Source organism: Parapontixanthobacter aurantiacus (assembly GCF_009827635.1).
GTDB lineage: Bacteria > Pseudomonadota > Alphaproteobacteria > Sphingomonadales > Sphingomonadaceae > Parapontixanthobacter > Parapontixanthobacter aurantiacus.
Genome location: NZ_WTYW01000003.1, coordinates 117,698 through 130,413 on the forward strand (window position 1 = coordinate 117,698; position 12,716 = coordinate 130,413).

Genomic DNA, 12,716 nt, shown 5'->3' on the forward strand with positions numbered 1-12,716 from the left:
CCTCACGCATCCAGCCCGTGGACGAACCAGCGCGGATTGCTGCCCCGCCCGTCATCGGCAAGACCTTCCCGGAACAGCCAGAAGCGACGGCCCTGGCTGTCCTCGATGTGATAATAGTCGCGCAGGCGAGCGGTCGATTTTTCCCGCCACCATTCCGGCGCGATCCTTTCCGGTCCCTGGCTGCGCGCGACATCGTGCTGCTGGTGGCGCCACCGAAACAGTGCTGGCGGACCGTCGGGTACGGCGTGGACGACTTCGGCTTCCTCGGGGCGCTCGAGCAGGCGCAGCGGCGTAGCAGCCGACCGATCGACGGCATGGGCGACGGGCGCATCTTCCTCGCTGGCCGGAACCCAGGCCTCCCCCCGTTCGGGAAGGTAACTGCCCCGCCTCGCGGGTCGCAGGACCGAGGTCATGCCGAGCCGGGCGACCAGCCGGTCGATTAACTGACTGAAAGCGAGTTCGTCCTCGGCCTGCTCCGTAAGGCCGTCCTGCATGGCGCCTAGTTCCTCGCCATCGACGGTTTCGAGCGTTGCCGCTTCTATGCCGAAACCGGGATCGATCCGCTCGAGCTTGCCGTCGAACAGCGATGCGAGATGGTCCGGGTCGCGGGTTGCCCGGCTTGTCCTCGCTTCACTGGAGCAGGTGCGCCCATCCACCCGATAGACTGTGAAAGCCAGCCCCCGCGCCCCTTTATGCGCCCTTTCCAGAACGGGTTTCAGGTCGCCGCACAGATCGCGCAGGATCTGCGTCAGACCGGTAATGTCGAGCAGCGGTTCGGCCAGCCTGCGCATGACGCGCAAGGGCGGCCTCGCCTGCCGCGCGATCAGCAATTCCGGTTGCCGGCCCACCGCCTGATCCAGCCGGATGACGGGATTGGCATTCTTCTCCTCGATCTTGCGGAAGCGCCGGACGAGTGCCTCGCGGGGCAGACCGGCAAGTTCGGCGATGGTCTTGATGCCCAGACGGTTGAGCAGTTGCACGGTATCGCGCTCCAGCCGCAGCGCCGCCACCGGCAGGGGATCGAGCTTCGCCGTCAACTTGCCGGGCGTGCAACTGTCGGTATCCTCGGCCCCGTAACGGGCGAGTGCCCAGGCCGCCCCGATCGTCGGCGCAATGGCGAGACGCGGAGTAAGGTCGAGCTTGCGAAAGGCGTCCTGCATTTCCTTGAGCAACGCCTGCTCGCTGCCGTGGAGATGGTCGCTGCCCGTGGTATCGAGCAGCAATCCGTCGATCCCGTCCACCTGCGTCCACGGGCACCAGCGCCGGGACCAGTCGGCCAGCATCGCCAGGTCGGCGGCGTCGTTTGCGGGAGAAGCCTGTTCCACGCGCAGGGAGGGAACCAGCGCCCGCATATCGACTATGCGCGCGCCGCGCTTCATTCCGATCCGCAAGGCGGCCTCGTTGGCATCGTGAATGACGGGGCCATGCCGTCCTTCGATGGCGAGCACTATCGGATCAGGTGAACCATCGTCTTTATCGTCCGCGCCACCGGCGAAGGGCCGCCGGTTGCGACGGGTCCATCGCTCCATCGGGAAATGCGGGAACCAGATCGAGGCGATGCGCCGCCCGGTCATATTGCGCCTGCCAGGTGCTCGGCCTGATGGTTCGTGCCCGAAACAGTTCGGCGTTCCAGCGCGGGGCGCCGGGCGCCTTTGCATCGTAGGGATGTGGAGCGGAGGGAAGCGAGTGAATGTTCCACCTCTGCCGGGCGGCCGACAGATCGGGATGCCCCTGGAACCGGATCAGGAAAACGCGCACGCCGCGCCGCTCGGCCCGCATGGCGAGACGCTTCGTCGCCGTGAAGTCGAGGACCCGCGGGTCGCCCCATATTTCTCCGATGATGGCCGAGAGCGAACAATTTTTCAGCCCCTCTTCCATCGTCCACAAGAGGTCGGTCGTGTTGCGCGAACAGGCGAGCACGAGGTTGTCGGGATCGCCGCGAAAGCGCGCAAACGCCTGACCGAACGGACGTCCGGTTTCGAGCGCGACCATACGCTCCTGCACCCAGAGGACGCGCCCTCCGGCAGGGATTTGCGCAAGGGCGAAACCTGCCACGCCGGCATCGCGAAAATGGCCGAACAATTCGACCAGTTGCGGCTTGAACGGAAGAATCGGTCGAGCGGTCGAGTCGCCAATCGAGTCGTCGACAAGATCGCGCGCATCGCGAAAATTATCGTTCGATACCAGTGATATATCGTGTTTGAAACGAGGCTCATCCATGAAATCCGCTACGCTTATGTTCTTTGTTTGTTCCATTTTTAGGCGTGCGAAAGCGGACTCGTCAATGGCCTGCGACGGCGACCTGCGAAACGTCGCCGGTATCGTGCGAGCGGTGTAAGCAGGCCAGACCGGCCGGAAAACTAGCGGTTCTGCCGTCCCTCGATCAGGCGATCGACGAGAGACGGGTCGGCCAGCGTCGAGGTATCGCCGAGCGCGCCGAAGTCGTTCTCCGCAATCTTTCTCAGAATGCGGCGCATGATCTTGCCGGAGCGGGTCTTGGGCAGTCCACCGGTGAACTGGATGTGATCCGGGGTCGCGATTGGTCCGATCTCCTTGCGCACGTGAACGCGCAGCTCGTCATGCAAGGCATCAGAGCCTTCTTCGCCCGCATTGAGGGTGACATAGCAATATATGCCCTGCCCCTTGATGTCGTGCGGGTAGCCGACGACAGCCGCCTCCGCGACCTTGTCGTGCAGGACTAGCGCGCTCTCCACTTCCGCCGTGCCCATGCGATGGCCCGAGACGTTGATGACGTCGTCCACCCGGCCCGTGATCCAGTAATAGCCGTCCTCGTCGCGGCGGCAGCCATCTCCGGTGAAGTACTTGCCCCTGTAAGTGCTGAAATAGGTCTGCACGAACCGGTCGTGGTCGCCATAGACGGTGCGCGCCTGTCCGGGCCAGCTCTGCGTGATGCAGAGGTTTCCGGCAGCTTCACCGTCCAGCACTTCGCCGTCATTGTCCACGAGCTCAAGGACCACTCCGAAGAAGGGCTTGCCGGCGCTGCCCGGCTTCATGTCGTGGGCGGCGGGCAGCGTCGTGATCATCACACCGCCCGTCTCGGTCTGCCACCACGTATCCACGACCGGCGCACGTTCCTCGCCCACCACGTCGAAATACCAGCGCCAGGCCTCCGGGTTGATCGGCTCGCCGACCGTCCCGAGCAGACGCAGGGAAGACCTGTCGCGGCTCGTCACGAAGCCATTGCCCTCGCGCATCAATGCCCGGATCGCCGTGGGCGCGGTGTAGAGGATGTTGACGCCATGCTTGTCCACGACATCCCACAGGCGCCCGTGATCGGGATAGTTGGGCACGCCTTCGAAGACGAGGCTCGTCGCGCCGTTGATGAGCGGGCCGTAAACGATGTAGCTGTGACCCGTCACCCAACCGATATCGGCCGTGCACCAGTAGATTTCGCCGGGCTCGTAATCGAATACGTAATGGAAGGTCGTGGCCGTCCACACGCCGTAGCCGCCGGTCGCGTGCAGCACGCCCTTGGGCTTGCCGGTCGAGCCTGAGGTGTAGAGAATGAAAAGCGGATCCTCCGCCTTCATCGGTTCGCACGGGCAGTCGGCGTCCGAAACAGCCTCGTGATACCAGACGTCCCGCCCCTCCTTCATCGCCGTATCTTCGGCGGTATGACGAACGACCAACACCTTTTCGACCGTTACCCCCTCCAGCTCCAGGGCGGCATCGACATTCGTCTTGAGGGGGATCGGTTTCGTCCCGCGCTTCCCGCCATCGGCAGTGACGACGAAGCGGCTTTCGCAATCTACGAGCCTGCCAGCGAGCGCTTCGGGACTGAACCCGCCGAACACGACCGAGTGAACCGCGCCGATCCGCGCACAGGCCAGCATGGCGAGCACACCCTCGACGATCATCGGCATATAAATGGTGACACGGTCGCCCTTCCGAACGCCCATCGCCTTCAATGCATTTGCCATCCCGACGACTTCGGAATGCAACTCGCTGTAGGTCAGCTTTCGCCCGTCGTCGGCAGGGTCGTCCGGCTCGAAAATGAGCGCGGTCGTATCTCCTCGCTCGGCCAGATGGCGGTCCACTGCGTTGTGGCACAGGTTGAGCGTGCCATCTGCGAACCAGCGGATGTCGACCGGATCGAAGGACCATTCGCCCGCTTTCGTCGGAGCCTCGAACCAGTCGAGGCGCTGCGCCTGGTCAAGCCAGAAAGCGTCCGGCTGTTCGAGCGAGCGGCGATAGAGGTGCTGGTATTCCTCGGCGGAGCAGTGCGTCTCGCGGTTCTGCTCAATGCGTTGGACAAATCCGTTCATCGCTGCTTCCTCTTCTGCCGTGGTCCGGCCTTACCATGCCGACGCACGTTTCTTTCGGTTTCTCAGCATAGTAGGCGAAGGAAGCCGGTCAAAGGTTTTCCCTAAGCTACAACAGGCTTGCCGACCACTCGCCGAAACGAGCGACTGAAGGGGAGACTATGCTTGCCGCCGGGCCGGTGGCGGGTCTAAGAGCGGGCGGTGAATACGTACCCCGAAAGAGCCAAACTGCCCGATGGGATTTTGCGACTGATGAAGTCGAGCAATATCTCGCTTTCGATCGCAGATGCGCAGGCTCCCGATTGTCCGCTGATCGCCATCAACGACGCCTTCACCAAGATGACCGGCTATACCAACGAAGCGGTTCTCGGAAAGAATTGCCGTTTCCTCCAGCCCTCGGGCGGGGCGGGGCCGGTGCGCGAACGGATGCACGCCTTCATTCATGACGATAGCGACACGAACAGTCGCTTCGTGGTTCCCAACGTGCGGTCCAACGGGGAAGAATTCATCAATCTCGTCTATATGTCGAAACTCACCCGTAACGATGAGGTCGCCTTCATCATGGGTTCGCAGTTCGATATTACGAAGAGCACGACGGACAACCTGGAAGTCTACGAACAGGCTTTGAAAGAAGATATTCGCCAACTTCGGTTCGCAGCACAAGAAAACGGCCTCGTATTGATCGGTACCTACGATCAGCTCGCTTCGAGCCATACTCTGATCGCCCAGTTGCGACTTGACGAACAGCCGTAATTCTTTAGCGAACCGGCTCATGGATGAGGGAAGCGTTCCAGTCATCGGCGTGGGTGCGTCGGCGGGCGGTCTGGAAGCAATTCGCGAGATGTTTGCGGGTCATGACGGGCGCACCGGAATGGCTTTCGTCGTCGTTCAGCACCTTGATCCGACGCATGAATCGCTCATGGCGCAACTCATCGAGCGATACACGACGATGAAGGTCAAGCAGATCGAGGGCGGCGAAGCTCTCGAACCGGACCATATCTACGTCATCCCGCCAGGGCACGGCATCGCGGTCACGGACAATTATCTCGAACTGACGGAATTTGCCGATCCGCGCGGGATGCGCCGCCCGATCGACGACTTCTTCGAGAGCCTTGCACACGACCGGCAATCGCTCAGTTCATGCGTGATCCTTTCCGGAACCGGCGCCGACGGAAGTCGCGGCTTACGGGCGGTGAAGGAGTTCGGGGGGCTCGCCATCGCTCAGGAGCCGGAGACGGCCCGCTATGACGGGATGCCGGTTTCCGCCGTCGGAACGGGCCTTGTCGATCTTGTCCTTGCTCCATCCGAAATTATCGAGGCGCTCGGCAATTTCTTCGACCGGCGGATCAAATCGGAAGAGTTCAGCCAGGAAGCGGAGAACGTCACCGACCACATCGACAATTTATGCGATGCGATGAAGGAAGCGGTCGGCCACGATTTCTCGCGCTACAAGCGGGCGACACTCATTCGCCGCATCTCTCGCCGGATGCAGGTTCTCTCGATCGAGGATGCCGGTGAGTATGTCGAGCGTATCCGTTCGGATTCGGACGAATGCGAGGCGCTATTTCGCGATCTGCTGATCAACGTCACGCGCTTCTATCGCGATGTCGACGAGTTCGAGGCGCTGGACGAGCAGGTCATCGACCGACTCGTCTCGCACAGTCAGGATTCCGAGGAAATCCGTGTCTGGGTGCCGGGATGCTCGAGTGGCGAAGAGGCCTATACCATCGCTATGATGTTCGCCGAGGCCATGCGTCGGCACAAGAAACGCCCCTACGTGAACGTGTTCGCGACCGACATCGATGACAAGATGCTCGCGATCGCGAGGGAGGCGGTCTATCCGTTGTCGGCTCTGAAGGACATTCCGCAGGGCCTGCAGGATCGCTACACCATCGGCAGCAGCGATCACTTCATCGTCGTGCCGCAAATCCGCGACATGGTGCGGTTCAGTCTGCACAACCTCGTGCGCGATCCGCCCTTCGCCAAGATCAACCTAATCTCCTGCCGCAACCTGCTGATCTATTTCGACGATACGTTGCAGAAGCACGTCCTTCCCCTGTTCCACTTCGCACTGACCAAGGGGGGTTATTTGTTTCTCGGATCGTCCGAGACCATCGGGCGCTTCGAGGATCTATTTAAGACAGTCGATCAGAAACACCGGATCTTCATGCGCAATGAAGTGAAGAGCCGTTACACGCCCAATATCGAGGCGATCAGACCCAAACAGCCGGTCAATCGGCGTTCGGGTAACGCGTCGGGCAAAAGCAAGCCGCAAAGACCGGATACGCGCGAAGCCGTGCTGAACCGGATTGCCAATCGCTACGCTCCGGCGACGCTGCTGGTGGATGACGAGGGATTTCTCCTCGACAGGTGGGGCAGCACGGGCAAATTCCTGACCTTCCCCGACCGGAAGGAGCGCAATCTTCATGCGCCCAGTCTTGCTTTACCGGGACTGCGGGAAGTCATCGGACCGATCCTGCGCAAGACAATCGAAAGCGGCGATCGCAACATCACCCGCGATGTCGGCGTGCAGACGGAGTTCGGGATACTGCCCTGCACCGTCATTTGCGAGCCGATCGATACGGCGAACTACCTTATAATCGTGCGCGAAAACGGCGCGCTTCAGCAGTTTTCCGAAGAGGATTACGAAGAATTCGATGCGGCTGACGGGCAACTCCATTTTCTCGAAGAAGAGTTGCAGGAAACACGATACCGGCTTCGCACGACTGTCGAAGAACTGGAGACGACGAACGAAGAGCTGAAAAGCAGCAACGAAGAAATGATGTCGATGAACGAGGAGCTTCAGTCGACGAACGAGGAATTGACCACGGTCAATGACGAGCTGAAGACGAAGGTCGATCAGGTCACTGTCGCACACTCCGATCTCAAGAACTTCTTCGACACGACCGAATTGATCGTACTGGTGGTCGAGGGCAATCTACAGCTTCGCAGCTTTACCGAGGCGGCGCAGGCCCTCTTCCCCATATCCGAACGCGATGTCGGCCGACCGCTGAGCAGCTTGCCGCATAGCCTCGAAGACGCGACTTTCGTCGACCTCGCACGCAAGGCCGCGGAAAACGGTAGCTCCAGCGAATATCGCGCCTATTCTAAGGAAACCGGGCGCGAGTATATCGGCCGCGTGATCCCTTATCGGCGGATGGACGGTTCTGTCGACGGCGCGACACTCGTCTTCACCGACGTGACCGACGCCCTTCAACTCGAGCGCGAATTGCGCGAAGAGCGCGAGCGATTGCGTCTCGCGCTGGAAGTCGCGAAGATCGGCATCTGGGAATACGAACCGACGACCGACAGGACGCGGCTCGACGAGACCGAACGACGACTGTTCGACATGGACGAGGATGAGGACGGCGCGCGTCTCGAACCCATTCTGGCCAAGATGCCAGCCGAAGATCGCGACAGGATCAACAATTCGCTGCGCCGGGCGATGGATGGCGAACATAATTTCGACGAGACGTTCCGCATTCCCTTGCGCGACGGCAGCGAGCGCTGGCTGCACGGGCTCGGTCGGCGGATCGTCACCGGGAACGAACGCAAGTTCATCGGCGTGACCTATGACGTGACCTCGGAACAGCGCATTATCGAGCAACGCGAACTGATGGTTCGCGAGATGAACCACCGCATCAAAAACCTCTTCGCGGTCATCGCCGCAATGGTCTCGATCTGTCGCCGAAGTGCGGACGGGGTCGACGATTTTGCGGAAAACCTGCGTTCTCGCATCCATGCCCTGGCGCGAAGCCATGCCCTCTCGCACAACAATCCCGGCTCGCAAGGCACCGATTTGAGAGCGCTCGTCGAAACAGTGACTGCGCCATCGAAAGCGGGTCAGACCATCCATGTCGAAGGAGAGGACGTCGCGATTGCGGAAAGCCAGCTCACTTCGCTCGCGCTGATCCTGCACGAATGGGCGACCAATTCGGCCAAATACGGCGCGCTATCGGTAGATGGGGGCCGGATCGACGTGACCTGGGCCGTGGCTGACGGCCGGTTGGCGCTGAAGTGGAAAGAGACCGGAAAAAGCCAGGATATCGAGAACGAGGCCGGCTTCGGAACGAAGCTGGTCTCGGCGACGGCGCAACAATTGAGAGGCGAAATCGAAGGCGGAGCAACTGCCGACGGATATGAGAGAACCTTCGTCTTCCCCGTCAATTCAGTCGATAAGTCAGCAGGTTAGGCGGCCACGCCTACGTTGAGAACCTGAAGGATGTCGGCCCCCGATGCGGGCTTGTCGACGGAGAGGCAATCGGCAAATTCGCTTCGCAGTTCCTCGTGCGTATGGTTTGCGCTGACGAAAACCGGGCGGCATCCCATCTGCTTGAGCCGGCGGGCAAGCGGCCAGACCAGCATTCCGGCAACGTCGATATCTAGCAGCGCGACTTCGGGCGTTTCCGCGTCGATCAGGGCGCCCGCCTCGTTCAGAGAGAAGGCCGGACCCAGCACGCGGCAACCCGACGACTCCACCGTGTCTGCTATATCAAGCGCAATCAGCGCCTCGTCATCCACTACCAGTACGAGTTTAGACAATCCGGGGTCCTCTCTTTCCGTTTGGAAACGACGTTCGAGTTTTAGTCGGGTTCCATCAAGATCTACTTAAAAAAGACCCGCTCCGTTAGCCAATCTTTTACACAAAGATTAAGTTCCTGTTTTGAATGGTAGATTCTGCCTTGTCTAGAAAAAACGTCTGGATTCACTGGCTTTTTATCGTTGCACATTGGCAACGCACAATGATGTCTAGGAGGCCCTCAAGGATGCCGAGACCCGCTCTGCCGGGCTTTAGCGCGGCACTTTCGACCATTGGTCAAGGCTCTTGGCGAAGCTGCTCAATTCGTCGAGCGCGAGGTAGAGGTGATAGCCCGTCGCGGGCGTGATGTCCTCGACGAGCGAGCGACCGTCGGGGTCGATGGCGTCGATCCATGCCCCCGGCAAGCCCGGTGCGATGTGATCGTTCCACAGCGAGTTGCCGGTTGCCAGGATCAAGGGCAGAAGATCGTCCCGCGACTGCATCCGGTAAAGAGCGATATGACCCTTCATCTTTTCGGTCAGGGTCCAGGTGCGCTGCTTCGCCTGCCGAATGCTACCGTCCACCTCCTGCGAGAGCGGCAGGTAATCGAGCCCTTCGAGAAGCCGCATCCCGCCATCATGCAACGTGCCCGCCAATCCTTTTAGCACGGCGCCGCCGTTCTGAGCGAGCCGGTCGAGCAGCCAGACCCATTCGAACTGGTGCCCCGCCTCGACATGGTTCGCCTCCGTACCGACGCCGGCGAATTCGAGGAGCAGCCCCGCATCCGCATCGAAGAACCTCTCCGCAACGAAATGCGCGATGCGTTCGGCCCGCTGCAGCGCAGTGCGGTCGCCCGACGCCTCGTACCAAGCGAGCGAGGCTTCAGTCAGATGCATGTGCGGGTTCTGTTCACGTCGGTCAGGGGCGGGCAGTCGCTCCCGATAGCCGCCCGCCTGAGACCCTTCGCCTGCGTTGCGGCGCATCAACCGCTCGATCGCCTCGTGCAGTTCGCCCGCCGCTGTCAAGGCTCGCACATCGCCGAACACGCGGCCGATCGTTGCGAAGGCCAGAAGGGCGAAAGCATTGTCGTACAGTTCGGGCGTATCGTCGGTGCGGCCCCGCCCGGTATCGACCATCTTGCCGTACAGCCCGTCGGCGCGGCGGCAATCGTTGAGCAACGTATCGAGAGACCGGTTCGCCAGTTGCCGCGCTCGCTCCGGTTCCCAGCCATTCTCCGCCCCTAGTGCAAAGCAATAGCCCATGCGCGCCTGGACCCGGACGCGGCTGTCCTCGCCGAGGATCGGTTGGCCATCGAGGTCCAGCCGCTCGTAAAAGCCACCTTCGGGATCAGGCGCGTGATCGGCCCAGAAGGGCAGCGACTTCTCGTACATCCAGCGCTCGAAACGCTTGGCCAGCGCGCTGATGTCGCGTTCAGGTTCGGAGGTCATGGAGGCCGTTCGTAGTCTTTCGCGGCAGCCGGTAAAAGGCCGATCCTTCACCTAATGCGCGGTGATGGCACTGGTTTCTATTATTTCACCCACACCGCAAACTATCATTTGTTCATTGCGCAGAGACAGGGCGGAAGTTTAACAACCATAACATGGCCGATATCGCGACAGCATCTGGCGGAGTCGAATCCCTGTTGTGCCGGACCTTCGGCTGCGACGGCGCGGTCGCCCACAAGATCATCGCCGCGGCCCGCGCCCGCGACTTCGACGAGGAAGCGGTCATCGTCCATCGCGGCGACCACATTGCCGATGCATTCTTCATGGTCATGGGACAGGCACGCGGCGTCGTCTATTCGCGCGAGGGCGCGCTGGTCGTGGCGCAGGAATACCGACCGGGCGACCTCTTCGGAGCTCTGGGAGGCGATGGTCCGGCCGAACAGGAAGCCGACATTGTGGCCGTGCGCAAGGTGTCCTCGCTCATCATCGAGGCCGCAGCGCTGGCGACGATCGCCCAGCGGCACGGGGAAATCGGTCTTGCCCTGTCGCGGATGCTGATGACGCGGCTGCGCGAGGCAACCGTCCGCCTGTACGAGCGCACCGCACTCAGCGCGCAGGGGCGCGTCTATGCCGAACTGCGCCGCCTTGCCGATGGCGACACCCTCTCGATCAGGCCGCCGCCCATCGTAACCGATCTGGCCGTACGCGTCGGCACGACCCGCGAAACCGCCTCGCGCGCAATCAACGCGCTGGAAAGACGCGGCATCATCGAACGCTCCGATGGAAGCTGGACGATCCTGGCGCCGCGCCGCCTGGAGGAAGCGATCTACTAGTCAGGCCGCGCGTACGGAGTAAAGCGCCAGCGGGGTCGCACCGGGTCGCTCTTCGAGTTCGCCGATCGGTTCCATCCGCGCCGCATGTGGCGCAAGGGCGCGGGCCGCCGCCGCGAGGTTCTCCGTCGCGATGAACTGGCGCGAAAGGGCGGAACGAACGGTTCCGGCGAGCGGAGCCAGCGGGGCATCCCCCAGCATTCTCGTCCCGGTGAACGGATCGGCAAAGGGTTGCGCCGCCACGAGATCGCCCCCGATCCGCCATCCTTCCCCGGCCAGCGTCATTCCCAGCGCCAGCGCTTCCTCGACGTCGCCGAAAGACAAGACGATTTTTCCGTCAGACCACCGCGGCGGAAGTTTGTAGCTGTGGCTGCCGCATGCCCGATGCAGCGCGTCGAGCAGGTCGGGTCGGGCAGCGAGCCTCGCATCCTCGTCGGCAGGCGCGACGGCGAGGCAGACGACCGGATGCTGCATCCGGTGGTCGCGCGTCTCCTCGCACGGGGCCGTGACGGCGGCAGGGGCATCTACGGTGATGATTTCCTGAGGTCGCCCGCCGCCGCGCCAGATTGCCCCCGCCTCGCCCGTTGCACTTGCGGCCTGCACCGCTTCGTGATTTCCGTCGCGCATCAGCAGCAATTGGCAGCTTTGCGTTGCATAGCGTTCGGCCAGCATCGTGGCGCAGCCCATCGCGACGAGATTGCCGAGTGCGATCATCGCCGCATCGGGCGGATCGCCGACCGGCTCGATCTCGCGCACCGTATCCGCTTTGGAGAGAAGCCTTTCGAAGCGGTCCTCCCAGTCCTCATCGGACGGTACGACCGACATCTCGCCAAAGGCCCGCCGACCACCGGGCAGGACCGCATGAAGCTCCGCGCCATGCGCCACGACCTGCTCTGCAATGATGATGTCCGCCCCTGCCGCGAGCGCGCCGAAGGCGAAGCCGATATTCGCGCGTTCCAGATAGGCGCGTACCTGCTTGCAGAGCGCATCCTCGTCGATCGCCCCGCCGAACCGGATATGCCCCGCGAAATGAAGCGTGCGCGGCGGCTTAAGTGGGTCGAGCGGGCCGGTATCCTCTCCGCGCATCGCCATGATCATCTCGAACTGGCGCAGCGTGACGGCATGATCTTCCCATGCCCTCGGCGCAAGCGAGACGGCTTCGCTCAGATCATCGAGCGCCGCCGACGTATCCCCGACGAGCAGCCGCGCCTCGGCCCGCGTGGCGGATTTGTAGAACGGGGTTTCCGGCTCGTCAGGGTTGTCCGCAATCCGGTCGAGCACCGTCCGCGCAAGCTCGCGCGACTGGGCCTCGTCGCCGGCAAGGAGCCGCAGGGTCGCGGCGTTGATCAGCGGATAAGTCGCCGGGTCGAGCGAAGCGGCCATCTGGTAGGCATCGGCGGCTTGCGAGAAAGTCTGTCTTGCGTCGTCCGTTTGCCCATGCGCTTCGAGCATCCGCGCGCGGTCCTTCAGCAGGCGCCCCTTCACCGTCAGCACGCGGGGATCGTCGCGCACCTCGTCGAGGCCCGCTTCCTCGAACGTCGCCCACGCATGATCGAGCGCCCCGGCCCGCGCCAGTGCGACGACCGAGAGAATGGCGGAGCGGTTGGATGATCGTCGCATGTCCTTGGTCACGATGATC

9 protein-coding genes are annotated in these 12,716 nt (G+C 62.2%); 3 read left to right on the plus strand and 6 right to left on the minus strand.

What is annotated here, in order from left to right; genetic code table 11:
• Positions 1 to 2: 2 nt before the first annotated feature.
• From GRI38_RS10995 to acs, 3 genes are all read right to left on the minus strand, one after another.
• A complete protein-coding gene (locus GRI38_RS10995) occupies positions 3 to 1,574 on the minus strand; it encodes a Y-family DNA polymerase (RefSeq protein ID WP_202389963.1) in 1,572 nt (523 codons plus the stop codon).
• Positions 1,474 to 2,220, minus strand: coding sequence for an ImuA family protein (locus GRI38_RS11000; RefSeq protein WP_160683741.1), 747 nt, complete (start codon positions 2,218 to 2,220; stop codon positions 1,474 to 1,476). The genes GRI38_RS10995 and GRI38_RS11000 overlap by 101 nt, the downstream gene beginning before the upstream one ends.
• Positions 2,221 to 2,360: 140 nt before the next feature.
• Positions 2,361 to 4,286, minus strand: coding sequence for an acetate--CoA ligase (acs, locus tag GRI38_RS11005; RefSeq protein WP_160683745.1), 1,926 nt, complete (start codon positions 4,284 to 4,286; stop codon positions 2,361 to 2,363).
• A gap of 198 nt (positions 4,287 to 4,484) precedes the next feature.
• On the opposite strand from acs, the gene GRI38_RS11010 reads away from it, so the two are divergent.
• Both GRI38_RS11010 and GRI38_RS11015 read left to right on the plus strand, forming a co-directional pair.
• A complete protein-coding gene (locus tag GRI38_RS11010) occupies positions 4,485 to 5,036 on the plus strand; it encodes a PAS domain-containing protein (protein ID WP_160683748.1) in 552 nt (183 codons plus the stop codon).
• Positions 5,037 to 5,055: 19 nt separating this feature from the next.
• Positions 5,056 to 8,475: a CheR family methyltransferase gene (locus tag GRI38_RS11015; protein WP_160683751.1), complete on the plus strand. Its 3,420-nt coding sequence runs from the start codon at positions 5,056 to 5,058 to the stop codon at positions 8,473 to 8,475.
• Here GRI38_RS11015 and GRI38_RS11020 read toward each other — a convergent pair.
• Together GRI38_RS11020 and GRI38_RS11025 are read right to left on the minus strand one after the other, a co-directional pair.
• Positions 8,472 to 8,825: a response regulator gene (locus tag GRI38_RS11020; RefSeq protein ID WP_160683754.1), complete on the minus strand. Its 354-nt coding sequence runs from the start codon at positions 8,823 to 8,825 to the stop codon at positions 8,472 to 8,474. The genes GRI38_RS11015 and GRI38_RS11020 overlap by 4 nt on opposite strands.
• Positions 8,826 to 9,074: 249 nt before the next feature.
• On the minus strand, positions 9,075 to 10,250 hold the full coding sequence (locus GRI38_RS11025) for an AGE family epimerase/isomerase (protein WP_160683757.1): 1,176 nt from the start codon (positions 10,248 to 10,250) through the stop codon (positions 9,075 to 9,077).
• A 152-nt stretch (positions 10,251 to 10,402) separates the two neighbouring features.
• Here GRI38_RS11025 and GRI38_RS11030 point away from each other — a divergent pair, with 152 nt between their 5' ends.
• The gene (locus tag GRI38_RS11030; RefSeq protein WP_160683760.1) at positions 10,403 to 11,080 is read left to right on the plus strand and encodes a Crp/Fnr family transcriptional regulator; all 678 of its coding nucleotides are present in this window, start codon (positions 10,403 to 10,405) and stop codon (positions 11,078 to 11,080) included.
• Here GRI38_RS11030 and GRI38_RS11035 read toward each other — a convergent pair whose 3' ends face one another.
• Positions 11,081 to 12,709: a TRAFs-binding domain-containing protein gene (locus GRI38_RS11035; RefSeq protein ID WP_160683763.1), complete on the minus strand. Its 1,629-nt coding sequence runs from the start codon at positions 12,707 to 12,709 to the stop codon at positions 11,081 to 11,083. It lies immediately after the preceding gene.
• Positions 12,710 to 12,716: the final 7 nt, after the last annotated feature.